The sequence below is a fragment of the Mesorhizobium sp. genome (assembly GCF_965229135.1).
Classification (GTDB): Bacteria; Pseudomonadota; Alphaproteobacteria; order Rhizobiales; family Rhizobiaceae; genus Mesorhizobium.
Genome location: NZ_OZ245860.1, coordinates 2,072,719 through 2,097,429, shown reverse-complemented (window position 1 = coordinate 2,097,429; position 24,711 = coordinate 2,072,719). Strand labels below are relative to the sequence as shown.

The 24,711-nt window shown below is 62.1% G+C and carries 25 protein-coding genes and 1 pseudogene; 7 read left to right on the top strand and 19 right to left on the bottom strand.

Annotated features, from left to right (window positions below; all coding sequences use genetic code 11):
- Position 1: 1 nt before the first annotated feature.
- The 8 genes from ACO07C_RS10245 to ACO07C_RS10210 all read right to left on the bottom strand — a co-directional run bounded on the left by ACO07C_RS10245 (position 2) and on the right by ACO07C_RS10210 (position 5,043).
- A complete protein-coding gene (locus tag ACO07C_RS10245) occupies positions 2-736 on the bottom strand; it encodes a protein GlxC (RefSeq protein WP_421914057.1) in 735 nt (244 codons plus the stop codon).
- Between the two features lie 4 nt (positions 737-740).
- On the bottom strand, positions 741-1,637 hold the full coding sequence (locus tag ACO07C_RS10240; RefSeq protein WP_421914056.1) for a class II glutamine amidotransferase: 897 nt from the start codon (positions 1,635-1,637) through the stop codon (positions 741-743).
- Positions 1,638-1,719: 82 nt separating this feature from the next.
- Positions 1,720-2,049, bottom strand: coding sequence for a hypothetical protein (locus ACO07C_RS10235; protein ID WP_421914055.1), 330 nt, complete (start codon positions 2,047-2,049; stop codon positions 1,720-1,722).
- Complete coding sequence (locus ACO07C_RS10230; protein WP_421914054.1) at positions 2,046-2,735, bottom strand: hypothetical protein; 690 nt, start codon at positions 2,733-2,735, stop codon at positions 2,046-2,048. The genes ACO07C_RS10235 and ACO07C_RS10230 overlap by 4 nt, the downstream gene beginning before the upstream one ends.
- Positions 2,736-2,780: 45 nt before the next feature.
- Positions 2,781-4,175 carry an APC family permease gene (locus ACO07C_RS10225; RefSeq protein WP_421914053.1) on the bottom strand — a complete coding sequence of 465 codons (1,395 nt, stop codon included), beginning with the start codon at positions 4,173-4,175 and terminating at the stop codon, positions 2,781-2,783.
- A gap of 14 nt (positions 4,176-4,189) precedes the next feature.
- Positions 4,190-4,351, bottom strand: coding sequence for a hypothetical protein (locus tag ACO07C_RS10220; protein ID WP_421914052.1), 162 nt, complete (start codon positions 4,349-4,351; stop codon positions 4,190-4,192).
- A 14-nt stretch (positions 4,352-4,365) separates the two neighbouring features.
- Entirely contained in the window at positions 4,366-4,743 is a 378-nt protein-coding gene (locus ACO07C_RS10215) for a hypothetical protein (RefSeq protein ID WP_421914051.1), read from the bottom strand.
- A gap of 12 nt (positions 4,744-4,755) precedes the next feature.
- Entirely contained in the window at positions 4,756-5,043 is a 288-nt protein-coding gene (locus ACO07C_RS10210; RefSeq protein WP_421914050.1) for a hypothetical protein, read from the bottom strand.
- Positions 5,044-5,328: 285 nt separating this feature from the next.
- Between ACO07C_RS10210 and ACO07C_RS10205 the strand changes: the two genes are divergently transcribed.
- The 4 genes from ACO07C_RS10205 to ACO07C_RS10190 are packed head-to-tail and all read left to right on the top strand — an operon-like array spanning position 5,329 to position 9,112.
- On the top strand, positions 5,329-6,462 hold the full coding sequence (locus ACO07C_RS10205) for an aminomethyltransferase family protein (protein WP_421914049.1): 1,134 nt from the start codon (positions 5,329-5,331) through the stop codon (positions 6,460-6,462).
- A gap of 41 nt (positions 6,463-6,503) precedes the next feature.
- Positions 6,504-7,100, top strand: coding sequence for a dimethylamine monooxygenase subunit DmmA family protein (locus tag ACO07C_RS10200; protein ID WP_421914048.1), 597 nt, complete (start codon positions 6,504-6,506; stop codon positions 7,098-7,100).
- Complete coding sequence (locus ACO07C_RS10195) at positions 7,097-8,062, top strand: PDR/VanB family oxidoreductase (RefSeq protein ID WP_421914047.1); 966 nt, start codon at positions 7,097-7,099, stop codon at positions 8,060-8,062. Before ACO07C_RS10200 ends, ACO07C_RS10195 begins: the two co-directional genes overlap by 4 nt.
- A gap of 9 nt (positions 8,063-8,071) precedes the next feature.
- Positions 8,072-9,112: a heme-dependent oxidative N-demethylase family protein gene (locus ACO07C_RS10190; protein ID WP_421914046.1), complete on the top strand. Its 1,041-nt coding sequence runs from the start codon at positions 8,072-8,074 to the stop codon at positions 9,110-9,112.
- Positions 9,113-9,166: 54 nt separating this feature from the next.
- Here ACO07C_RS10190 and ACO07C_RS10185 read toward each other — a convergent pair whose 3' ends face one another.
- The gene (locus tag ACO07C_RS10185) at positions 9,167-9,892 is read right to left on the bottom strand and encodes a helix-turn-helix domain-containing protein (RefSeq protein WP_421914045.1); all 726 of its coding nucleotides are present in this window, start codon (positions 9,890-9,892) and stop codon (positions 9,167-9,169) included.
- 263 nt (positions 9,893-10,155) lie between these two features.
- Here ACO07C_RS10185 and ACO07C_RS10180 point away from each other — a divergent pair, with 263 nt between their 5' ends.
- Positions 10,156-11,514 (top strand): NAD(P)-binding domain-containing protein, encoded by a 1,359-nt coding sequence (locus ACO07C_RS10180; protein ID WP_421914044.1) that lies wholly within the window; start codon positions 10,156-10,158, stop codon positions 11,512-11,514.
- On the opposite strand, the gene ACO07C_RS10175 is transcribed toward ACO07C_RS10180, so the two are convergent.
- Positions 11,492-12,421: a LysR substrate-binding domain-containing protein gene (locus ACO07C_RS10175; RefSeq protein WP_421914043.1), complete on the bottom strand. Its 930-nt coding sequence runs from the start codon at positions 12,419-12,421 to the stop codon at positions 11,492-11,494. The two genes, ACO07C_RS10180 and ACO07C_RS10175, sit on opposite strands and share 23 nt — an antisense overlap.
- A 106-nt stretch (positions 12,422-12,527) precedes the next feature.
- Between ACO07C_RS10175 and ACO07C_RS10170 the strand changes: the two genes are divergently transcribed.
- Positions 12,528-13,208 (top strand): peroxiredoxin-like family protein, encoded by a 681-nt coding sequence (locus ACO07C_RS10170; RefSeq protein WP_421914042.1) that lies wholly within the window; start codon positions 12,528-12,530, stop codon positions 13,206-13,208.
- A 136-nt stretch (positions 13,209-13,344) separates the two neighbouring features.
- Here the strand turns inward: ACO07C_RS10170 and ACO07C_RS10165 are convergent.
- From ACO07C_RS10165 to ACO07C_RS10125, 9 genes and pseudogenes are all read right to left on the bottom strand, one after another.
- A pseudogene (locus tag ACO07C_RS10165) lies at positions 13,345-13,722 on the bottom strand (DUF427 domain-containing protein); the annotation flags it as partial.
- A 123-nt stretch (positions 13,723-13,845) separates the two neighbouring features.
- Positions 13,846-15,888 carry a dipeptide ABC transporter ATP-binding protein gene (locus ACO07C_RS10160; protein ID WP_421914041.1) on the bottom strand — a complete coding sequence of 681 codons (2,043 nt, stop codon included), beginning with the start codon at positions 15,886-15,888 and terminating at the stop codon, positions 13,846-13,848.
- Positions 15,881-16,759: an ABC transporter permease gene (locus ACO07C_RS10155; protein ID WP_421914040.1), complete on the bottom strand. Its 879-nt coding sequence runs from the start codon at positions 16,757-16,759 to the stop codon at positions 15,881-15,883. The genes ACO07C_RS10160 and ACO07C_RS10155 overlap by 8 nt, the downstream gene beginning before the upstream one ends.
- Entirely contained in the window at positions 16,756-17,709 is a 954-nt protein-coding gene (locus ACO07C_RS10150; RefSeq protein ID WP_421917487.1) for an ABC transporter permease, read from the bottom strand. The genes ACO07C_RS10155 and ACO07C_RS10150 overlap by 4 nt, the downstream gene beginning before the upstream one ends.
- Positions 17,710-17,781: 72 nt before the next feature.
- Positions 17,782-19,446, bottom strand: coding sequence for an ABC transporter substrate-binding protein (locus ACO07C_RS10145; RefSeq protein ID WP_421914039.1), 1,665 nt, complete (start codon positions 19,444-19,446; stop codon positions 17,782-17,784).
- A gap of 236 nt (positions 19,447-19,682) precedes the next feature.
- On the bottom strand, positions 19,683-20,867 hold the full coding sequence (locus ACO07C_RS10140) for a mandelate racemase/muconate lactonizing enzyme family protein (RefSeq protein WP_421914038.1): 1,185 nt from the start codon (positions 20,865-20,867) through the stop codon (positions 19,683-19,685).
- A gap of 1 nt (position 20,868) precedes the next feature.
- Positions 20,869-21,975: a mandelate racemase/muconate lactonizing enzyme family protein gene (locus ACO07C_RS10135; RefSeq protein WP_421914037.1), complete on the bottom strand. Its 1,107-nt coding sequence runs from the start codon at positions 21,973-21,975 to the stop codon at positions 20,869-20,871.
- Between the two features lie 59 nt (positions 21,976-22,034).
- The gene (locus ACO07C_RS10130) at positions 22,035-22,772 is read right to left on the bottom strand and encodes a GntR family transcriptional regulator (protein WP_421914036.1); all 738 of its coding nucleotides are present in this window, start codon (positions 22,770-22,772) and stop codon (positions 22,035-22,037) included.
- 130 nt (positions 22,773-22,902) lie between these two features.
- Positions 22,903-23,691, bottom strand: coding sequence for a HalD/BesD family halogenase (locus ACO07C_RS10125; protein ID WP_421914035.1), 789 nt, complete (start codon positions 23,689-23,691; stop codon positions 22,903-22,905).
- 106 nt (positions 23,692-23,797) lie between these two features.
- Here ACO07C_RS10125 and ACO07C_RS10120 point away from each other — a divergent pair, with 106 nt between their 5' ends.
- Positions 23,798-24,706 carry a LysR substrate-binding domain-containing protein gene (locus ACO07C_RS10120; RefSeq protein ID WP_421914034.1) on the top strand — a complete coding sequence of 303 codons (909 nt, stop codon included), beginning with the start codon at positions 23,798-23,800 and terminating at the stop codon, positions 24,704-24,706.
- The last annotated feature ends 5 nt before the right edge of the window (positions 24,707-24,711 follow it).

Below are 24,711 nucleotides of genomic sequence, written 5' to 3'. Positions count from 1 at the left end.
CTCAATACGCGTCGGCGTTGTCGATATTGAAATTGTAGAGGGTGCGCGCCGAGCCGTAGCGCTTGAACTCCGACGGCTTGACGTCGGTCACACCGGCACGGTCGAGCAGGCCTTGCAACAGTTCCAGATGTTCGGCCCGCATTTCCTTAGCGATGCAGTCGGCGCCGAGACTGTCCACCTTGCCGCGTACGAAAAGCCGCGCCTCGTAGATGGAATCGCCCAGCGCGTCGCCGGCATCGCCCAGAACCACCAGATTGCCGGACTGCGCCATGAAGGCCGACATGTGGCCGATATTGCCGCGCACGACGATGTCGATGCCCTTCATCGAAATACCGCACCGCGACGATGCATTGCCTTCGATGACCAGCAGACCGCCTTTGCCCGTGGCGCCGGCATATTGGCTGGCATCACCTTTGACGACGATCGAACCCGACATCATGTTCTCGCCGACGCCGGGTCCCGCGGAGCCATGCACGGTGATGGCGCTGCCCGAATTCATGCCGCCGCAGTAATAGCCGACACTGCCGCGCACATCGATGCTGACCGGCTGATCGACGCCGACGGCCACCGAATGGCTGCCCTTGGGGTTCAGCACTTCCCATGCTGTCTCGTTCGAGCCAGGCGTCAGATTGTGCAGCGCCTGGTTCAGTTCGCGCAGGGACAGCTGGTCGAGATCGAAGACTCTCGACGCCTGGTCGCCCGCCATTGTCGTCGTGGAAAGTTTGGTTGCCGGCATGAACTCAATGCTCCCAGAAATAGACTGTCGCGGGCTCGGGTTCCCAGACCCTGGCGCCATCTATGCCGGGAAGCTTGGTGAGCGCGCGATATTCCGAGCCGAAGGCGACGTACTGATCCGTTTCGGCCATCACGGCGGGCTTGCAGGCAATGGGATCACGCACCACGCCAAAGCCGTTCTTGGTGCCGACGACGAAGGTGAAGAAGCCGTCGAGATCGCTGAGCGTGCCCTCGAGCGCTTCGCCGAGATTCTTGCCATGCGCCATCTGCGACGACAGATAGGCGGCGGCGACCTCCGTGTCGTTCTCGGTCTCGAATTTCATGCCTTCGCGGATCAATTCGCGGCGGACATTGTTGTGGTTGGACAGCGAGCCATTGTGCACCAGGCACTGGTCGGCGCCGGTCGAGAACGGATGCGCGCCCATCGTCGTCACCGCCGATTCCGTCGCCATGCGGGTATGGCCGATTCCATGGGAGCCGGTCATCGAGCGCACGTCGAAACGATCGACCACTTCCTCGGGCAGGCCGACCTCCTTGTAGATCTCAACCACGTCGCCGGCGCCCATGATGCGGATGTCCGGCCGCAGCGTCTGGATGGCTTCGCGGGCCTCGTCGATCTTGCCGGGAGTGGTCCTGACGACCGCATGGGTCGATTTCACCGCGATCTTCACCGGCGTTCCGATGGTCTTGGCTAGTTCGGCTTCGAGGCCAGGGAAATCACGGGAAGGTTTTGCCGACTGGATGGTGATCTTGGCCTCATTGCCGGACGGTGCGCCGTAGATGGCGATGCCGGCGCTGTCCGGGCCGCGATCGCTGAGCGAGATCAGCATCTCCGACAGCATCGAGCCAAGCTTCGGCTCAAGCGATTTGTCTTTCAGAAATAGCCCGACGATTCCACACATGTCAGCCTCCGACCTTTGTTCTCTGGAGATGTATCGAATGCGCCCCAGGAATTCAATTGGTATGAAAAAAATTTTCCTCTAGTTATATATCTGCCTGTGCGCCGCTGGCGGCTGTATCGCGTCCGAGGCGTGCACTGTGAACCCATTTGGCCGTGCGCACACGCGCCATCTTGTAGGCGTCGAGGATCGACAGCGCGTAGATCAGGAAGCCGCCGGCATGACGGCCGACGAAGCTGGCGTCCGGCGGAGCGATCTTGGCGGTGACCCATGCCAGGATCACCATGAAGAAAAGAAATTGCAGGCCGCGCACCGGCACGCCGAGGATGACGTGTCCGCTAGCCGGCAGGACGATTGCCGCGCCGAGAACCAGATAGGGGTTCGGCGGCGCGGACGCGTTGGTTGAGCTCGTCATGCGGCCTGCCTTTCAGCGCGGTTTATGGCATCGCGAAGCGTCGATGCGGATGTCAGCAACGTTTCGATCAGCGCCGGATCGAGCGTCGCGCCGGCGAATTCGGCTTGTCGGAACACCCCGTAGCGGGCTCGTTCGGCCTCGGCCAGGAGCCAGACGATCCGAACACCCTTGGGCGTGATCAGCAACTCCTTGGCGCGGCCTTCGGAAAAGAGTTCGAGGTGGCCGACGATCAGGCCCTGCGGAAGGCGTGCGCCCCTTACGTCTGTCCGCAGCACGGCCTCGGCCGGAAATCCCGGAGCCTTGGGCAGCGTATGTTGCAGGTGGTCGAAATTGGAGAAGGTCGTTGGCGATCCCGGCCGCATCATCATGTCGAAGGTGGCGGGAATGGCGACGTTTTCGATGATCGAAACGCTAAGCCAGCGCACCGGGAGTTTTCGCGTCGCCAGCGTATCGACAATAGTCCGCACCTGGGCGCGCCGGCCGTTCCATGAGCCTTCCCAGGTGACGATGCCGGCGGTGCCGTCCGAGACATCGACTGCATCGGAAATGACAGTACGAATATTGGCCTCTTCGATGGCGAGTGCAGCCGACGCCCTGCCGCGGCTGGCGCGCGCAAGCCACGCCAGGTGGAGGACAAGAGCCAGGGCAATTGCCCCGGCGATCAGTACTGACGTCACTTCGGACACCTTGTCATTCCAGGTCCGTCCGGGATCCGGACGGACCTTCTTCCATCAATATCCCCGCGGTTTCGGCCACGGCATTGAGAACTGGTCGCCGCGCCGCACGAATTTGTAGCGGTAGAAATGGAACCACAGTGAAATCAGGAAGTAGAACGCGATCATGGCGATCAGCTGGGAACCGAAGCCGAGGAAGATGGCGAAGTAGGTGACCACGCACAGGCAGAACAGGACGATCGCCGGGATCGGGTGGAAGGGGTGCGTATAGCCACGGCGGATCGTGCCGAGCGGCCACTTCCTGCGGAACATCATGATGTTGATGCTCATGAACGTGTATTGCAGCACGCCTGACAGGATCGAGAAGGTGATCGCCTGGTTGAGGTCGGCGATGAAGGCGAAGGCCAGCGCGATCGGCAGCAGGAACAGGATCGACCGGTAGGGCGTACGATATCTCGGATGAACGGCCGAGAACCAGCTTGGCAGGTAACGGTCGCGGCCAAGCGAGAACCAGGCGCGTGCCGCGTCGTTGATGCAGCCATTGGCGGAGGCGATGGCGGCAAGCAGCGTCGCGATGAACAGCAGGTTTTCAAGCAGCGGGCTGCCGGTCAGCTTGCCGGCGTCCCAAAGCGGATAGGGCGTGATGCCAAGATATTCCCAAGGCATCAAGGACGCGCAGACATACCAGGTCATGGCGGCGGCGATCAGCAGCGTGATCATGCCGGCCATGGTGCCGTATGGCAGCGAGCGGGCGGGCGAACGAACTTCCTCGGCGGCCTGCGTGGTTCCCTCGATACCGAGATAGTACCAGATGCCGAACTGGAACGCGGCGATGACACCGATCCAGCCATAGGGCAGCGCGTTGCCAGGTGTCACCAGCTCGTTGAGCTTCAGCACGGCGCCCTGGGTCCATGGGCTGACCGAGAAGAACAGGATGACGATCGAGACATAGGCGATCGCGGTGATCACAAAGTTGACGTTGAGCGTCATCAGCACGCCGCGATAGTTGAGCCATGCCAGCACCACGATCGTGGCGGCGATGAAGGCATTGTGAGTGAGCCCATCGATCCCCGCCTTGGCGACGATCGTGTCGCCAAGCAGGATGGCGTCCGACACTTCGAGCATCGTGTAGGCAAAGACCAGGAACAGCGCGACGTTGAAGGCCATCAACGGTCCGACGATGTGCTTGGCCTGGGCGTATTGGCCGCCCGCGGCGGCAACCGTCGAAGTGACCTCGGAATCGATCATGGCGACGGATGTGTAGAGCAGACCCACCACCCAGCACACGATCAGGGCCGCCAGCGAACCGCCCTTGTCGGCGGAGAAATTCCAGCCGGTGAACTCACCGACCAGAACGATGCCGACGCCGAGCGCCCAGACATGGGCGGGGCCAAGCACCCTGAGCAGCGAAACCCTGTCACCGTGCACTGTCGGTTCAAGCGCGGTCGTCATTTTTCAATCCTCACTCAAATCCGGTGTTCTTCGGAAGCAGCTTCAAGTTCGCCTTCGCGCGAGGAGGTCAGAACCTGTTCGGAATAGGTCGTATCGACTTTGAACCAGTCGTAGAGCATCCACAGCGCGAGAATGATGGAGATGCCCCAGCAGGCGTAAGAGAGTGCTATCCACATGATGCGTCCCCGGATTATTTCTCGTCGAACTTCTCGTTGATGACGTCGCGATATTCACGGTCCGACGCGCGGAACAGGAACACGAAATAACCGATCAGCACGACTGCCATGACGATCAGCGTTGGCCAGTCGATCACGTAGTGGAAGTGGTTCTGGATGACGTCATGGGCTGTTTCGGGCGTGTAGCCGAGCTTCTCCCAGATAGAAGCCATGGTGGGATTCTGTCCCAGCGCTTCCCATGTCTTGGCGTCGAGGGCGTCGATGGATTTTGCAGCACCCGCAAGCCCCAGTTTCAGCGGCAGCCAAAGCGCCACGAAGATCGTGACCACGACAAAGACGATATCGAAAATCTGCCCGGCCTTGCTCTGTTCCGGCGGTGTATAGCGGGACATGCGTTGTACCCCTCAGGACTTGCGGTTGCGGAATGCGTCGGCGTTCTTGATGTCGAGCCCGTAGATGAAGTCCTTGTCTTCCTTGTAGTGCTTGACCATCGCCAGTATGGCGGCCGTGTTGAAGACCAGCACTGCGGTGGCCGCCGCCGCCACGACGGCCCTGATTCCCATGTTCGGGATGTACGGCCAGGTCATTACCAGCACGAAGAGGATCGTCGCCCAAAGGCAGACGATCAGGAGCAGACAGCCGCGCAAGTCGGAACGATACAGCGCTTCTATGCGCTGCTGCATGTCGGACATTGGTTTTCCCCATTCAAAGGCCGGTCTCAAGTCGATCGGCCGCTTCGCTCTTTCAAGAGAGTGAAATTTTTTTCATAAGTTCAGACCGAATTCCGGAATTGTCAAGCCGATTTTGCGTCAGGTAAACCATTTGTTCCGCGGGACCGATTTTGCCTGACAATGAAATTAATTGCTTATGGGTATTGCGGCGTCCCAACGTTTGCGTTCAATATTCGCCCAACGCTCCCGCCTCTGAGCAGGGAGCAGGGAACAGCAAAAAGATTTTCGAAAACGGAGGACGATTGGATGACGGCATCCTGGAGATTTTCGACCTTGGCGGACCGCCATCGCGCGCTTGGTTCGAAACTCGAAGACTGGAGCGGCATGGGCACCGCCTGGACCTACGACAAGGACGCCGATGAGGAATATACGGCCATCCGCACCAAGGCCGGGCTGATGGATGTGTCGGGCCTGAAGAAGGTCCACATCACCGGGCCGCACGCTTCGCATCTCATCGACCTCGCCACCACGCGCGATGTCGAGAAGATCTATCCCGGCAAGTCGGCTTATGCCTGCATGTTGAACGAGGCGGGAAAATTCACCGACGACTGTATCCTCTATCGTACCGGCCCGAATGCCTGGATGGTCGTGCACGGCTCAGGCACCGGCCATGAGGAATTGCAGCGCGCTTCCGTTGGCCGTGACGTCTCGTTGCGCTTCGACGACAATCTGCATGACCTTTCGCTGCAGGGGCCAACCGCCGTCGACTATCTGGCCAAGCACGTGCCGGGTATTCGCGACCTCAACTATTTCCACCATATGCAGACGCAGCTTTTCGGCTTCCCGGTGATGATCTCGCGCACCGGCTACACCGGCGAGCGCGGCTATGAGATCTTCTGCCGTGGCCAGGATGCAGGCGCGATCTGGGACAGGATACTCGAGGAGGGCAAGAGCGTCGGCATCATTCCATGCCGCTTCACCACGCTCGATATGCTGCGCGTCGAAAGCTACCTGCTGTTCTATCCTTACGATAATTCGCAGAAATACCCGTTTGAGAATGAAGGCCCTGGCGACACGCTGTGGGAACTTGGTCTCGACTTCACCGTCAGCCCGGGCAAAACCGGTTTTCGCGGTGCCGAGGAACACTACCGCCTCAAGGGCAAGGAGCGCTTCAAGATCTATGGCGTGCTGCTCGACGGCAAGGAGCCGGCGGACGAGGGCGCGCCGGTCTATCGGGACGGCAAGAAGGTGGGTGTGGTGACCTGTGCCATGTATTCGCCGCTGGTCAAGAAATCGATGGGCATTGCCCGGCTCGACGTCGATTGCGCCGTCAAGGACACCAAGCTCGAGATCCGCAACAAGAGCGGTGCCATCAATGCGACGGCGCAGCCGCTTCCCTTCGATGATCCCAAGAAGGCCAAGCGCACGGCGAAAGGTTGAGGCATAGTCGACAGCGAGGGGTTCGAGGCACGAAGACTTAAATGGCAGCCAAAAGCATCATCAGCCGGCCCGTTTACGGAACCTTGTCTCCGCAGCCCGGCAAGCACCATCTTTTCGTGGCCGATGCGGAGGGGGCACTGGCGATTTCGGACATGGCCGCCGGGACGCCCGCAGGCTTCTTCGGTGATGCGCATATCATCTTCATCCCCGGCCATGACGGCAGGCATGTCGCGACACTCCAAGCGCTCAAGCCGGCTCAGTTCTATCAAGGTCACACATTCGCGAGCGCCTTGCCGCGCCTGAAGCAGACGCTGGCCAACGCGCATATGGGTCTGCGCGTCTATCTCGCCGGCACCGAAGGGCTGATAGGCCAGGCCATGCAGGCGGCACTCGAAGCCGGCATTGACCACACCTCGATCCAGACCGAGCATCGCGGCTCGCTGGCGCGGCGCATGCAATGCGTGCACTGCAAGGGCATCACCGAAAACGTGACGACCCAGCCGGCCACCTGCGCGCATTGTGGTCTACTGCTTTTGGTGCGCGATCATTACTCCAGGCGCATTGCCGCGTTCCAGGGCGTCTGCGTCAATGCCGAGGATCGCTCGGAGATTCCTCTGATCGAGGAGGTCTTCCCATGAGCACCGGCACCACCAAGCTCGACGTCGTGGTCAGCGATGTCGTGCCGGTCAACGACCTCGTCACCCGCTTCCATTTCCGCCGGCGCGACGGCGGGCTGCTGCCGACCTTTTCCGGCGGCGCCCATGTCGTGGTCGAGATGCGCGATGGCGAACGCACCAGGCTCAATCCCTATTCGCTCATGGGCTCGCCTCTCGACACCAGCGAATACACGATCTCGGTGCGCCGCGACGATGTCGGGCGCGGCGGCTCGCTGTTCATGCACCGGAATGTCAGGCCCGGGCTGGAGATGGTGATCAGCTATCCGGTCAATCTGTTCTCGCTCGACTTGCGCGCAAGAAAGCACTTGATGCTGGCGGGCGGCATCGGCATCACCCCGTTCATGGCGCAGACCGCGCAACTGGCGGCCGAAGGCGGCAATTTCGAACTGCACTACACCTGCCGCACCGCCTCGCTCGGCACCTATGCCGATGTGCTGCGGGAACGCTATGACCGTCGTGTCCGTCTCTATCATGACGACCGGGAAGAGCGCATCGATCTCGACCGTTTGCTGTCGACGCAACCGCTCGGCACGCACCTCTATGTCTGCGGCCCGGCAGGCATGATCAATTGGGTGCGCGACCGCGCCGCCAGCCTTGGCTGGCCGGCGGAGACCGTGCATTTCGAGCATTTCGCGGCGCCCCAGCCAGGGCTGCCCTTCGATGTGACGCTTGCCGTCAGCGGCAAGACGATCCGCGTCGGCGAGCAGCAGAGCCTGCTCGAGGCGATCGAGGCGGCCGGCGTCGATCCACCCTATCTCTGCCGTGGCGGCGTCTGCGGCCAGTGCGAAACCAATGTCATCTCTAGCGACGGCAAGTTCATCCACAACGACCATTGGCTGAGCGAGGAAGAGCACCGTTCGGGCAGGAAGATCATGCCCTGCGTCTCGCGGTTCGAGGGCCCGTTACTGGTGCTGGAGCGGTAGGAGGAAATCATGGGCATCACCTTTCGCAAGGAAACGTTCCGCGACGACTTCACCTTCAGGAACAGCCCGGAGCACATCAGGCGGTTTCCGTTTCCGTTCCACGAAGACGCCTACATGTACGCGGTCAACATCGAGCCGCATGTCGTCGGGCCGAAGGGCAGCGTGCTGGAAAACCTGATCGACGTCGACGAGCACTATGTCGCCGAGATGCAGGACCGTGCGCTGGTGCTGGCCGAGGATCCGTTGCGCTGCCAGTCGCTGCCGCACATGACCCTGGCCGGCTGGGACCTGCTGGAACTCCTGATGGAGCAGCAGGCGCTCGGCTATCCCGAGCATTTCACCCTGACGCGCGAGGGCGACCGCTGGCGCTGGATCAACCGGCCGCTCGGCATCGACGACACCTTCACCTTCGGCGACACCTCGACGCTGCCTTACGGGCCGATGGAGTACATAACACGCCAGAGCCAGGGTGATTTCTGCATCCTTGACCAGCGCGACGGCAACCTTTGGATGGATGCCGGCATGGTTACCACGCAGGCCGACTGGTCGCTCGATTTCGACATCGGCATGAACTTCTTCGAGTGGCACGCCCCGGTGCCGCTGGCGCATGAGAAGGGCATTTTCACCCGCGCCCTGAAGTTCCTCACAAACATCCAGCAGGGCAAGCCGGCAAGGCGCCTGAACTGGACGATGACCATCAATCCGCGCCTCGACACCAGCCCGGAAAATTATCACAAATGGGGACCGGACCGGACGACGGTGACTCCCGAGAATGTCGGCGAAAAGGTTCATCTTCGCGTCGAACTGCAGAGCTTCTGGCGGCTGCCGCGATCCAACGGCATCGTCTTTCCGATCCGCTGCTACCTCATCAAGATGGAAGAACTGGTCACGCAGCCCAAATGGGCGCGGCGCCTGCATCGCGTCATCCGCGACCTGCCCGACGAACTCGCCAATTACAAGGGCCTGACGCGCTACCGGCCGACGCTGGTCGAGTGGCTGTCGAAGCTCGATGACGGCAGCCCGACGAGCCCGGGTTTTGGGCCGGATTGAAGCAACCGCCGGTAAAGCCGCCGACCTCCCGCATGACGGGTGAGATCGCCAAGCTCAGCCCGCGCTGTTTTGCGGATAGCAGATGATCGAGAGATAGCGCATCGGCAGTCGCGTCAGCACTTCCGGTCCGTGCGGTGCATCGGCGTCGAAGAACAGGCTGTCGCCGGGCTTCATCGGGTAGAGGTTGTTGCCGTGCCGGTAAACCACCTCGCCTTCAAGCATGTAGAGGAACTCCATCCCCTCATGCTGGAAGGTCGGGAACACATCCGAGTCTTCGGTCAGCGTGATCAGGTAGGGTTCGACGACGACCCCGCTGGTGTTGGAGCCGATATGGCCGAGCAGATTGTACTGGTGGCCGGCGCGCGTGCCGCGGCGCTCGACGTCCAGGCCTTCGCCGGCCTTGACGAAGACAGCACTTCGCTCCTCCTCGAAACGGCGGAAGAAGGCGGTCACCGGAACCCCGAGCGCGCGCGACAGCGCCTGCAAGGTGGTGAGCGACGGCGAGGTGATGCCGTTCTCGATCTTCGACAGCATGCCCAGAGAAATGTCGGTGGCGACCGCCAGATCGGCGACGGTAATGCCGAGCTTCTTGCGGAACGCCCGCACCTCGCGGCCGATCGCCACCTCCAGCACCTTTTCGCGGGTGTCGCGAATGGCGTGCGGGTTCTGCGTCAGCGGCGCGCGAATGGTTTTCCCGTCCGCGGAAACCTTGGGCAGGGGCTTTGCCTTTGCGCTCGCGGGTCGGGGAGCAGCCTTGGAGACTGTGCTTTTCTTTGCCATGTCGCCCCCTGAACCCCAAGGATTTATTTCACCCAAGGTGAACATATTCGGTGCCGATACAGCAGTGCAACCGTCACGGCAAGCCATCTTATGTCGCAGATGTGGGTCCCGCGATTGCAGCCATTGCAGGTTTTTCGCCGGAAATCCGCTGCGCGCAAAAGCCGTTCCCGCGTTTGTCTGTTGACAGCACCGAAGGGCCAATTAGTGTCACTGCCAGTGAAATTTGTTTCGCTGGGGAAATCAAAAAAAACAGGAGGTCCGGAATGAAAACTCGCGTTGCCGTCATCGGAGCTGGACCGTCCGGTCTGGCACAGCTCAGGGCCTTCAAATCGGCTGAAGACAAGGGCGCCGAGATTCCCGAAATCGTCTGTTTCGAAAAGCAGTCCGACTGGGGTGGCCTGTGGAATTACACCTGGCGCACCGGCCTCGACGAGCACGGAGATCCGGTACACGGCTCGATGTACCGCTATCTCTGGTCGAACGGACCCAAGGAATGCCTTGAATTCGCCGACTATACTTTCGAGGAGCATTTCGGCCGACCGATCGGCTCCTATCCGCCGCGCGCCGTGCTATGGGACTACATCAAGGGCCGCGTCGAAAAATCAGGCCTGCGCAAATGGGTGCGCTTCAACAGCCCGGTGCGCATGGTCACCTTCTCCGACGAGACGAAGAAGTTCACCGTCACCGCGCATGACCGCACCAACGACGTCACCTATTCGGAAGAGTTCGACAATGTCGTTGTCGCCTCCGGACATTTCTCGGTGCCCAACGTGCCCTATTTCGAAGGCTTTTCGACCTTCAATGGCCGCATCCTGCACAGCCATGATTTCCGCGATGCGATGGAGTTCAAGGGCAAGGATATCCTGATCATCGGCCGCTCCTATTCGGCCGAGGACATCGGATCGCAATGCTACAAATACGGCGCCAGATCCATCACCTCCAGCTACCGTTCCAAGCCGATGGGCTTCAAATGGCCTGATAATTGGAAGGAAGTGCCGCTGCTCCAGAAGGTTGTCGGCAAGACCGCGCATTTCAAGGACGGCACCACCAAGGATGTCGATGCCATCATCCTGTGCACCGGCTATCTGCATTCCTTCCCGTTCCTCACCGACGATCTGAAGCTCAAGACCGCCAACCGCATGTGGCCGCTGGACCTCTATGAAGGCGTCGTCTGGGAGAAGAACCCGCGGTTGTCCTATATCGGCATGCAGGACCAGTTCTACACCTTCAACATGTTCGACGCGCAGGCCTGGTTCGCCCGCGACGTCATCATGGGGCGCATCAAGCTTCCGTCGGCCGAGGCGATGGCCGAACATGGCGCAAAATGGCGCGCGCGTGAGGAGACGCTCGAGGATGCCGAGCAGATGATCTGGTTTCAGGGCGATTACACCAAGGAACTCATGGACCAGACCGATTATCCCGGTTTCGACGTCGAGGCGGTCAACCAGACTTTCATGGAGTGGGAGCACCACAAGGTGGAAGACATCATGAGCTTCCGCGACCACGCCTACCGCTCGCTGATGACCGGCACGATGGCCCCGCTGCATCATACGCCCTGGCTCCAGGCGCTCGACGATTCGATGGAGAGCTATCTGGAGGTCAAAGGCGTGGCGGCGGAATAGCCGAAGGGCTGCCAGCCCGGCCTTCCGATGCCAGGGCGACAGCCAGGTGGTCGACCAGGGCGCGCACTTTGGCGGAAGGGTGAGGCCCTCCCGGATAGACGGCGTTGACGATCGCCGGCGTCAGTTTGAAATCGTGCAGGACTTGAACGACCGACCCTGATGCCAGATCGTTTCCGCACATCCACTCCGAGGCGACGGCAATGCCGAGACCTGCCGTCACGCAGGCCATCATTCCTTCTCCCGATGTCGTGTTGATACGGCCCTCGATTTCGACGGACATGGCCGCTCCATCAAGCAGGAAACTCCAGCTCTGGCGAGCGGTGATCCCCGGTCCGAACACGCAGTCATGCGCGGCGAGGTCGGCAGGGGTTCGGGGAATGCCACGCAATGCGAGATAGGCTGGAGAGGCGATGACCAGCCGTGGTGACGTGGCCAGCCGCCGCGCGCCAAAACCGGACGAAGTCAGTTCGCCGAGCCTGATCGCCAGGTCCACGCCCTCGGCGACCAGGTCTTGCCGGTCGTCCGACATGATCAGGTCAAGCCGCAACAAGGGATGCGCGGCCAGAAAGGGCTGAAGCAGAGGGATCACCTTGCGTGTCCCGAACGTGACGGGCAGGGCGATGCGGATAAGGCCCCTCAGGCTGTCAATTCCGCGGGCGCTATCTTCCGCCTCTTCCAGGTTGTGAAGCAACTGCCTGGCACGCTCCAGGAAGGCAGCTCCTGCCTCGGTCACGGTCACCTTCCGGGTGGTCCTGAGAAGCAGCTTGACCCCAAGCCGCGCCTCCAGGTCGTTGACGATCCGCGATACCGAGGGCTGCGACAGGCCAAGTTCGCCGGCGGCACGCGAAAAACCGCCGCGTTCGGCGATGCGGACGAAAACAGCCAGTTCCTGCAGCCGGTCACTCATTCGCCAGATGTATAAATGTTGTTCGATATAGATGCATTATCAAAGCGGAGAAGATGGATCATTTTCAAGGCATCGGCTTTGGCCGCCCATTGAAGGAGATCATGCGATGCCGCTTCAAGACAAACTCGACGCATTCAAAGCCAATTTCGAAGCTGGTGGACCGCCATACAATGCTCCGGCCTGGATACACGAGCCGATGCATCGCGCCACGGACGAACTGATTGCCTCCGGTGCGGCGGAACGGGCGCTGAAAGCGGGCGACAGGGCGCCCGCCTTCACATTGCAGGATTCGGAAGGAGCGACCGTTTCCTCGAAGGACCTGCTGGCGCACGGACCATTGATCGTCACCTTCTATCGTGGGGTGTGGTGCCCCTACTGCAACATGGATCTGCAGGCGATCCAGGCGGCGCTGCCCGAGTTCGACAGCCGCTCCGTCAGGCTCGTCGCCATCTCGCCGCAGACGCAGGCCAACAGCCGCCGGTCGACACGCGACAACAAGTTGACCTTCCCGATCCTTTCGGACCCGGGCAATGAAGTCGCCGCCGCGTTCGGCCTGCGTTTCAAGCTGCCCGACTATCTGATCGACCTCTACAAGAATACGCTCAAGAACGACCTAGCCGTGGTCAATGGCGATCCAAGCTGGACGTTGCCGATGCCTGCGCGTTTTGTCATCGGTACCGACGGCGTCATCCTCCACGCGGAGGTCAATCCCGATTACACCCGCCGGCCAGATCCCGCCGAGTTGTTGCCGGTGCTCGAAAAGCTGCGCGCCGAAACCATGGTTTAGTCGGGGATGGCCGGACCGCTGGCCATTCCGCAAATGCCGCCGCGCCAATCGAAACGGTGCGGCGGCACTATCGCGAGTGCGGTGTGTCGTCGTTACGTTCTTGGTGGGGGGAAGCGCCTGACCGCGCTGGATATGCTCAGAAATAGCCGTCCGATGCGGCCGTGGCTTCCTTCGGTATCTCGACCCCATCGACGATGATCTTGTCGACCAGCTCGTGGTGGAAGCACACCAATCCCTTGATGCGCTCGGCTTCATGGACCGGCTCTGGGTAATACCAGACCAGGTTCTCGTGGCGCTTGGTGGCGGTCGTCATATGATAGTAGTTGGAGATGCCCTTGTAGGGGCAGCGCGAGATGTAGCGGCTGGGCGCGAACATATCGAGCCGCGTATCCGAGATCGGCAGGTAGTGGCGTACCGGATGGCCGGTTTCGAAGAGGAACACGCCGCGCCGTGAATCCGCCACCTGTTCACCATCGAGAATGACCTGCACGCGGCGCGAGGATGGCAGGCAGTCGAAGCTGGCGCGCGATGGGCGAAAGGTCAGGGCTTTTCGGAGGGCGACCGCCGCTCACTCAGCATGGCCTGCAGGCTGTAACCGGCCGGCCTATGCGATCCATCCCTGACAGTCCGCCTTTCGCTAGGCCGGTTCGCTCACGGCCGCCTTCTGCAGCGTTGCCAGTTCGGAGTAGGGGATATGGCAGCGGATGGAATGTCCTGGCTGTGCCTCGGCCAATGGAGGTTCCTGCTGTTCGCAGATAGGACCGATCTTGCGCGGGCAGCGTGTGTGGAACACGCAGCCTGACGGCGGGTTGGTGGCGCTGGGGATTTCGCCGTCAAGACGAATGCGCGCCGTCTCGGTCTGATCGAGCTTGGGCACGGCCGACAGCAGCGCCTCGGTATAGGGGTGATGCGGCCCGGAGAAGACGGATTCGGATGGCCCAAGCTCCATGATGCGGCCGAGATAGAGCACCGCGATCTTGTCGGACAGGTAACGCACCACGCCAAGGTCGTGCGAGATGAAGATGTAACTGACGTCCTCCTTCTGCTGCAGGTCGGCGAGCAGGTTGAGGATCGCCGCTTGAACGGAAACGTCGAGTGCCGAGGTCGGCTCGTCGCAGACGACGATGCGCGGATCGCCGGCGAAGGCGCGCGCGATGGCGACACGCTGCTTCAGCCCGCCGGAGAGCTGGCGTGGCTTCACGGCCAGATGCCTTTCCGTGAGGCGCACCGAGCGAACGAGGTCGTCGAGGCGCGCCTCCAGTGCCTTGCCGGAGAGACCGGCCAGCCGCCGCAATGCGCGGCCCAGGATATGGCGGATCGAATGCGAGCGGTTGAGCGCGGAGTCCGGGTTCTGGAAGACGATCTGCATCGCCTTGACCTGGTCGTCGCCACGGTTCTCCAGCCTCGGCGCCAGCGCCTTGCCCTCGAGCTCGATGATGCCGCCGTCATCGGGTGGCACCAGGCCAAGCAACAGCCGGGCGAATGTGGTCTTGCCGCTGCCGGACTCGCCGACAAGCCCCAGCGTTTCGCCGGGCCGCAGATCAACCGAGACATCCTTGACGGCGCGCAAGGGATGGCCATGGCTGGCATAGGTCTTGTTCAGCCCGGCAACACGCAGCACAGGCGCGGCTGTCGGCTTGGGTGCTGGCGCCACGTCGCTGGGCGTGGCGCGCGGCAGGGCCTGCGCCTTGTCGTGATAGTGGCAGCGCGACAAGCGTTTCCCGCGCTCGTCGCTCAGATCATAGAGCGGTGGCAATTCTGTACGGCAGCGGTCATCAGCGAGTGCGCAGCGGTCGGCGAAGGCGCAGCCCTTGATAGCCACGCCGATGCCCGGCAAGAACCCCGGAATGGTGTCGAGGCGGCCCTGGTCCTTGCGCTGGCCGCCGCGTGGCAGGCAGCGCAGCAGCGCCACGGTGTAGGGATGGCGGGGGTCGTTGAACACGACATCCGTCGGCCCTTCCTCCACCATCATGCCGGCATAGAGCACCCCGACGCGGTCGCACATGTTGGAGACGACGGCGAGGTTGTGGCTTATGAACAGGATCGACGCAGACAGTTCCTGCCGCAGTTGCGCGATGAGGTCGAGCACTTCGGCTTCCACCGTCGCATCGAGTCCCGTGGTTGGCTCGTCGAGGATCAGCATCGACGGATCATTAGCCAGCGCCATGGCGATCGCCACCCGCTGCTGCATGCCGCCGGACAGCTGGTGCGGATAGCGCTGCATGACGCTTGGCGGATCGGAGATGCGCACGCGGTTGAGCATGGCGATCGCCCGCGCCTCGGCAGCCTGTCCCGTTATGCCGGCAAGCTCGAAGATCTCGGTCAACTGGCGTCCGATACGGATCGACGGGTTCAGCGCCTTGCCCGGGTCCTGATAGACCATCGAGACGCTTTCGGCCCGCGCCCGCCTCAGCGCTTCGCCGTCCAGTTTCATGACATCCTGGCCGTCGAGCGAGATGTCGCCGCCGGTGATCGAGCCGTTTCTCGGCAGATAGCGCACGACGGTGAGCGCCACCGTGGACTTGCCGCAGCCGGATTCGCCGACCAGCCCATAGGCTTCGCCCTGGCCGATATTGAGGCTGAGGTTGCGCAGCACCGCCCTGTTGCGGCCGGCGACACGGTAGGCGACCGACAGATCGTGCAGTTCGAGCGCGTTTTGCGCCTTTGCGGGCTTAGTCATTGAGCGCTCCATGAACGCCGTCGGCAGCCAGATTGACGCCGATCACCAGCGAGGCGATGGCGAGCGCATCGAACAGCACCGTCCACCAGAAACCGCCACCGATCATGCCGTAATTGTTGGAGATCGAGAGCCCCCAGTCAGGCGAAGGCGGCTGGATGCCGAAACCCATGAAGGAGAGGGTGGCGACCGCGAAAATCGCATAGCCGAGCCGCACGGTGGTCTCGACCAGGATTGGCGGGATGACGTTTGGCAGGATTTCCACGAACATCGTGTGAAAGGCGCTCTCGTGCCGGAGCTGGGCTGCCGCGACATAGTCAAGTTCGCGCTCGGCCAGCACCGCCGAGCGCACGGTCCGCGCGATGATCGGCGCGAAGCTCAACCCTATGACGATGATGACGGTTGTCTTGGAGGTGCCGAGCGCCACGATGGCCAGCAACGCCACGATGACCACGGGAATGGCCATGAAGGCTTCAAGGATGCGGCTGACGACGTCGTCGACGATGCCGCGGAAGTAACCGGTAAGCAGGCCGAGCGCCGTGCCAGCGACCGTCGCCAGCAAGGTCGCCAGAGGAGCCACGGTCAGGATATCGCGCGAGCCGACAATGACGCGCGAGAAGACGTCGCGGCCGATCTGGTCGGTGCCGAACCAGTGTTCCGCCGAAGGCGGCGACAGCGCGTTGATGATGTCGTCGGCAAGCGGATCATAGGGCGCGAAGTGTTCGCCAAACAGCGCGCAGGCAACCCAGAACAGCACGATGGCGAAACCGACGAGGAAGGTGCCGGAGCGCATGAGAGAAAACAGCACTTCGGCCAGCGGCCCGCGCCGGCGCGTATCGTCTTGTGGCGCAGAGGTGGTTGGGACGGCGCTCATTGTTCTGCTCCCAGCCGGATGCGTGGATTGAGCACGGAATAGAGGAAGTCAGCGATCAGCGTTGCCACCGCATAGACGATGCCGATGGTCAGGATGCCGGACTCCAGCATCGGGAAATCCTTGCCGCGCGCGGCGGTGAAGATCAGCGAGCCGATGCCCTGGTAGCGAAACAGCGTCTCGATCACGACCAGGCCGCCGATGAGATAGCCGGTCTGCGTGGCAATGACGGTGATGGTGGGCAGCAGCGCATTGCGCAGCACGTGGCGCCAGATAACCGTGCGCCAGGGCAGGCCCTTCAGCACGGCTGTTCGCGTGTAATCGGAATCGAGCGCCTCAATCATGCCGGAGCGCGCCATGCGGGCGATGTAACCGAACAGAACCAGGAACAACGGCAGTGCAGGCAGGATCAGGTAATAGAGCTGGGTGAAGAAGCCGGCATCCTTGGGCCATGCGGCGGATATCGGCAGCCACCGCAGCCAGACGCCGAAGATCAGGATCAGGATGATGCCGGTGACGAATTCCGGAAGCACTGTTACCGACAGGCCGCCAAGGCTGATGATGCGGTCGAGCGGGCGGTTGAGATTGAGCGCGGCAATGACGCCGCCGAGAATGCCGATCGGCACCACCAGCACGAACGCTACAGCCGCCAGCTTCATCGAATTGCCGAGCGCATCGAGGACGAACGGCGCCACCGGCGAGCGGAAAATGTAGGACGTGCCCATGTCGCCCTGCACAAAATTGGAGATCCAGCCCCAGTATTGGGCAATCAGCGGACGATCGACGCCAAGCGTGTGATTGAGCGCGTCGACCGCGCGCTGATCGGCAAACGGTCCAAGGATTGCGCGCCCGACATTGCCGGGCAGCACCTGACCGCCCAGAAACACCATGATGCTGAGCAGGAACAACGTAACCAGCGACAGCGAGACGCGCCGTGCAAAGAAGGAGAGAATGGCTAAGACTCCTTGTGGAGCCAGCCCCCGTGAGGGAGCTGGCTGTTAGAGGATTGGCTTTCCCTTTTTTGTCTAGACCTTCGATGCCTTGTCGAGGAACAGCTGCGACATCGCGGTCGGCTGGATACCTGCGACACCTTTCGCCGCCGCCGTGAGGTAGTCGTAGAAATAACCGAAGATCACCGGTGTTTCCTCGAGCAGCAGGTTCTGGATCTTGCCCGCCGTCGCCTTCTGAGCCTCGAGATCGAGCGCGGCGATGTAGCTGGTCGCCAGCGTGTCGTAGTCCTTGTTCTTGAAATGCGCCGCGTTCCAGGTGCCATCGCTCTTCAGCGGCGCCGCCAGGTAGACGTTCGGCACGCCGCGATGACCGTAGTCGGTGATGCCCATCACCGAATCCAGCCAGTTCGATTTGCCGAACACAGCGTCGCCATAATAGGCGCTCTGGTCGAGGATGTTGAGATCGAGTTCGATGCCGATATCCTTGACCCAGTTCTGGATCAGCTGGGCATATTCGGGGATTTCCAGGTAGCGCTCGGTGGTCAGCGTCATCTTGAATCCCTTGCCCGCGCCGGCGGCCTCCATGAGCTGCTTGGCCTGTGCGACATCCCGCTTGCGCTGCGGCACACTCGTATCGGTGGAGGGATAGACCGCCGCGAACGGGCTGTCATTGCCCGGAGAGGCACGCCCCTTCATCAGGCCGGCGACCAGCTTGTCGCGGTCGAGGCTGAGCGCTATGGCGCGGCGTACGCGCGCATCCTTCAGCGGGCCGTCATCGCAGCGCAGATGCAGTTGCTGATGCGCCGAAGACTTCAGGCTGATGATGTTGACGTTCGGATCGTTGAGCAACGCCACGCCGGCAAGGACCGGCATCTGGTTGATGATGTCGACCTGGCCACCCTGCAGTGCCAGGATCTGCGGCTGCATGTCGGCGAAGAATGTGAATTCGGTACGCTCGGGCAGCGCCTTCGGTCCCCAATAGTCTTCGTTGCGCACGAAGGAGGCGCCAACCTTCGCCGTGTACTTCTCGATCTTGAACGGTCCGGTGCCGTCGAAGCTCTTCTCGTAGTCACCCTTGTAGCTCGCCGGGATGATGACGGCGTTGTAGTTGTCGGACGACAGCATGTAGGGGAAGTTGCCGTTCGGCGCGTCGAGGTGGAATTCCACCGTATAGTCGTCGACCTTCTTGCTGGCGCCCTTCGACAGGATTCCGGTGAACACCGACAGCGCATTGGACGAGTTCGCCGGGTCGGCGAGGCGGTCGATGCTGGCCACCACGTCATCGGCCTTCATTTCGCCGCCGCTGTGGAATTTCACGCCCTTGCGCAGCTTGAAGGTCCACACTGTGCCGTTGTCGTTCGGCTTCCAGCTCTCGGCCAGCGCCGGCTTGAGCACGAGGTCGGGGCCATCGACGCAGAGAAACTCGGCTACCTGCTGCATGACCACGAGGCCGCCGGCATCGGCGATGGTCACAGGGTCGATGGTGGCTGCTGGAACGCTGCTGGCAACCCGGATCGTGGCGCCAGGCGCGCCCTGGGCGCGCGCCAGCGAGGGCATGCCGCCGAAGCCCGCGGCCGTGGTGATGCCGCCCAGCAGCGGCAGGGAAAGGCCAAGCAGGCTGCCGTGGCGGATGAAGTCGCGGCGGCTGACACGGCCATCGACAAGGCCATCGATCAGGTGGTTTTCGTGCGGCGTGCGGCCGCGTCGGATGAAGTCGAGAATGCGGTAGTCTTTGCTCATGGGTCTAACCCTTTCCCCTGTGTTTTTGTGGTTGACGATTGCCGTGGATGTTCTCCGTATCCCGGTCGCCAATTCGGTTTGTCGACCGGACTGTAGCATGCAGTTTTGTCCGGTCCACCAGTCCTTGGCCTGGATATGTCGGATTCTTGGCTGCGCTGCCTTCACCTGTCAGCGTCCGACCTTCCCGACAGAAGTCGTGGTGGTCGGCTTCTCGTCTTTTGGCCGCCCTACATCATCTAGTTCAGCGGCAAACGGCGGTAAGTCCCGGGTTTCGCGGGGTCATGATACTTGTTGCAGGGTCCTTTCTCGGTAAAGTCTCTGTGACACGCCGCGAGATTTTCCCGCGACAACGTGACGCCGAGACCGGGGCCCTCCGGCACGCGCACTACATTGTTCTTTGGCGAGAACGGCCCTTCCTCGGTAACGTCCATCGGCAGCATGCGAAACAGCGACTGGTTCGGCTCCCTGATCCAGCCAAGCGCCGCGCACAGATGCAGGTAGGCGGCGCTGCCGATGCCGCTGTCGCCGCTGTAGCACCAGTAATCGATGCCGGCGTGTTCGCAGGCGCCGACGAAGCGCGACATCCGGCCGATGCCGCCATGCGCGGTCGGATTGCCGACGAACGCGTCTGGCACCCTGGTTTCCATGGCGCGGGCGATATCGATGTTGTGGGTCGAGAACGGGATCGAGCAATGGCGGCGCAATTCGCGCATCTCCTCGATCGTCGCCACCGGGTCTTCCCAGTTGCGCACGCCAAGCTCTTCCAGCGGCCGCGCCAACCGCCGCGCCGTCGCCAGCGAATAGGCCTGGTTGGAGTCGATGCGGATCATCGCATCGTCGCCAAGCTTCCCGCGTATCAGCTCGACCATTTTCAGCGACACCTTCGGATCCTGGGTCGAAAACTTGCCTTCGAAGAAGGTCGTTCCATGGGTCTCGCGCAACTCGACGCAATAGTCGGCGACTTCCTCCGGCGTCGTCTCGCCCCTTACGTTTGGGCCGTCACCGCGCAGCGAAAAATAATCGGTGAACGGGATGTCCTTGCGCACGGCGCCGCCGAGCAACTGGTAGAGCGGCTGGTTCCACGCCTTGCCGCGCAGGTCCCACAACGCCATCTCGATGGCGCCGAAGGCCATGATGCGGGTGCGGTCGTTGATCGACTGCACGCCGGTCCAGTAGGGCAGGCAGACATGCTCGGCGCCGGCAATGTCGAAGGCATCGCGGCCGATCAGGCGCTGGGCGAGGACATCGTTGATGATCGCGGCCGCCGCCGGGGTCGGCGCCTCGCCGAGCCCGATAAGCCCGTCCTCTGTCTCGACCTCGACGATGGTTGGAGAAAACCCGTCCAGTTCGCCAAACACCCAGGCATAGGGCGCTTCGAGGCGCAGGTTGATCGGCGTGGCCTTGATGCTGCGAATTTTCATGTTATCGGCCGATCTCGAAGAAGGGGGCGCCAAGCAGAGCGGGATCGACGTCGATGCCGAGGCCCGGACCGTCCGGAATGCCCATGCGGCTGCCGATCACTGGCGGCATGTTCGATGCGGTTCGCACGGTCACCCATTCATAGAAGGCAATGGCGTGCAGGCGACGCTCCTCCGGCGTCGACAGCGACAGATGCGCCATGGCGGCGGTATCGATTTCGGCGCCGCCTGTGTCCTCGACGGTGATCATGAAGCCGAGATCGACGGCGACGTCGCGGATCAGCCGCGTCTTCGTCACGCCGCCAAGCCGCGAGATCTTCAGCGTCAGCCCGTCGGCCGCGCCCTTGCGGTGGATCTCCAGCATATCGTCAAGCGACTGCACGGATTCGTCGAGCACCATCGGCTTGTCAAGCGAACGGCGCACCGACATGTTTTCGTCGATCGTCGTGCAGGGCTGCTCGAACGTGTAGTCGATGGCGCGGGTCGCATCGGCGAACTGGCGCGCCTGATAAGGCGTCCAGCCGGCATTGGCATCGCAGAAGATGACGGTGCCCTTCGGCACCGATGCGGCGACCGCAGTCACGCGTTCGATATCGTCGTGGACATTGCCGCCGACCTTGACCTGGAGCCGATGGAAGCCGTCCTTGACGATCCGCTTGGCCAACGCCGCCATGGCGTCGACGCTGCCATGCGTGACGACCTTGTAGAGCTCCGCCGTATCGCTCTCCTTGCCGCCAAGCATCGTCACCAGCGGCACATTGGCGGCGCGCGCCGAGAGATCCCAGCAGGCCATGTCGAGCGCCGACTTGATGTAGGGGTGGCCCTTGAACACCGTGTCCATAAGCCGGCCGATGCCGGCCAGCCCGCGTGGGTCTTGGCCGATGAGATGCGGTGCGATCTCCACCACGCCTGCGCGGACGCCCGCGGGAAAAGCCGCCGAGTAGAAATTGCCGAGCGGCGCCATTTCGCCCCAGCCGGTCACGCCGCTGTCCGAGGTCACGGCGACGATCACGGCGTCGAAACAGTCGGCGACTCGCCCCTTTGACATGCGGTAAGGGCCGTCCACGAAAGGCTGCACGACATGGTAGGCTTTTATGGTCTCGATCTGCACTTGGGTCTTCCGCTGTCTGGATTGGTTCGAAATTCAGGAGATGCCGCAGGCGCGGGAACTCAACTGTCCCTGGTCCCTTTGCGCATGGGTGCCGTGCGATCGGCCTTGCCGCCCTCGGTCGCCCGCTGCTCGAGGCCGCGCACGTAGGCGAGCAGTTCTTCGTAATCGAGTTCGATGTGAGCGCGTGCGTGACGCTGGGCGGCGCGCATGTCGTCGCCTTTCAACAGCCGCGCATACTCCTCGTGCACGTCTTCGGCCGGAACCGGTTCGTTGCGCGCCCTTTGATGCAGCGCGAAATACATCTGCAACCGGCTGGTCAGGCGCTGCCATGTCTCCAGCAGCACCGCATTGTCGGCCCATTCGTAGATCAGGCCGTGCAACTGCAGTGCCATTTCGATCTGACGGGTGGTGTCCACGTCGCGCGTCGCCTGCTTCACGGCTTCATGCCGCCGGTCGACCTCGTCGAGGAAACGCTGGTCGCGAAGCGGCCAAGTCAATTCGATCGCGAACTCGTCGAGCACCTGGTTGAGGGAATAGGCATCGGCGATATCCTTCGCCGTCACGCCGATGACGAATGTCCCCGCATAGGGGATGCTGGTCAGGATGCCTTCCTGCACCAGCTCGCGCATCGCCTCGCGCAGCGGGGCGCGGCTGACCCGCATCTGTTCCGAAATCCTGAGCTCGTTGAGCTTCTGGCCTGGCTCCAACTGCCCGGTCAGGATCGCGCGCCGCAGCAGGGCGACGATCTCGGCGCGCCGCGTCGTGTCGGCAATGGGACTGAAATCCGCCTTCGCCATCGGGTCACTCCAAAAGGATCCGAAGGAAGACAATCAGATTGTCGACAATCTAACAAGAGGTTTTTTCTGAAATTTCCTGCCTGTCGGCCCACCGACGCGTCGGTGGGCCGCGCGGCAATCATGCCAAGCCTCAGGCCGCCCGGCCGTAGAAACCGACCCTCTCCTCGGGGCTGAACATCACTCCGGGCCTCTCATAGTATGAGAACACCGCGATCATCCGTTCGCGATCGCCCTCGACCGTGGTGACGCGGTGCGCGGTGTTCTTGCCGCGGAAGACGTTCAGAGTGCCGGGTTTCATGCGCAGGATCTTGGCCTCGGGGTCGCGGCCTTCCAGCAACTTTGCAACGCCGTCATAGTTGGGATTGTCGTCCGACCTGAGATCGGTCCTGTACTCGAGATCGCCACCGCGCTCCGACTGTTGCAGCAGCAGGGTCGTGGTGAACTCCGAGCGGTCGAAATGCCAGTTCAGCGCCTCGCCGGCGCGGTAGGCCATGACGTTGGTGCGCGCGAGCGGGTCCTGCATGACATGCAGTCTGGTCTTGCCCATCGCCGCCGCCAGGAAGCGCAGCAACGGCTCGTATTCGTAGATGGCGAGAACGACACTGCCGGGAATCTGGTCGGCGCAAACCGTATGGCTGATGGTCTCTACCTTGCGCAGTGCCGGATGATCGGGCGCTAGCTCCGGAATATCCGGCTTGAAGTAGATATTGTGCATGCGCTTGTGCACATGCGACCGCGTGGCCATGACCGGCTGGATTTCCCGCACCGCCTTTTCCGCGATGCCGGGCCGCAGGAAACCCTCGAGATTGAACATGCCGTCGGCTTCAAGCGCGGCAACCGAGCGCTCGAGGAGGCTTTTCCATTCGGCGCTGCCCTCACGATCGAGCGGGTAGCGGTCTAGGTCGAGAATGTCTTTCATCGTCGTTTGCTCCAAGGTTGTGGACAGAGAAGACGACAAATTAATCTTTCCCTCAACGCTGAAAATTATTAGGATTGCGAAAGAAATTATTGCGGAGCCTTGTTCGATGGAGCGCCTGCCACCCTTGAACGCGATCAAGGCCTTCGAGGTGGCGGCCCGCGCCGGCAGCTTCACGCTCGCGGCCACCGAGCTTGGGGTTTCCTCGGCCGCGGTCAGCCAGCAGATACGCAACCTGGAGACCTGGTTCGACAAGCAGCTCTTCGTACGCAACGGCAATCGCATCACGCTGACGGATGCCGGCCACGCGATCTATCCGCAGGCCGCTCGGGCGCTGGGCGACATCGCGGCGATCGCGACGCGCATGCTGGAGGGCGGCCTCAGGACGCGTCTTGTCGTCAGCGTGCCGTTCTCGCTGGCTGAATTGTGGCTTGCGCCCAGGCTGGCGATTCTCATCGACACCTTCCCGCGCATGGCGATCGATGTCCGAGTCGAGGATGATCCTGTCGATCTGGCGCGTCAGGGCATCGACCTTCGCATCAGCTATGGCGACTACCACTATTCCGGCCTGCGGATGGTTCGGCTCGTCCACGATGATGTCTTGCCGGTCTGCGCGCCGGAATTCTGGCACAGGCACGGCAACGGTGCCTCGAGCCTTGCCGATGTGCACGAGAGCATGTTCATCCACACCAACTGGGGTCCGAACTATGCCTCGCATCCAACATGGGCGGACTGGTTCTCGGCATCGGGCGGCAGCCGCTCGCCTGATCCGTCGCATGGCAGGCGCGTGGGGCTGTCCAGCCTGGCTATCGCCTCGGCGCGGCTTGGTCTGGGCATCGCGCTCGGCCAGAGGGTCATGGCGCGCGCCGATCTTGAAGCAGGCCGCCTGATCGCGCTTTCATCGGTATCGGTGCGTCTCGGGCATCCCTATTGCGCCTTCATTCCCCCGGCCAAGGCTGATCGCGCCGATGTCGCGGGTCTGGTTGAACTGCTCGCGAAAACGGCGCCCCCGACCTGACCGGC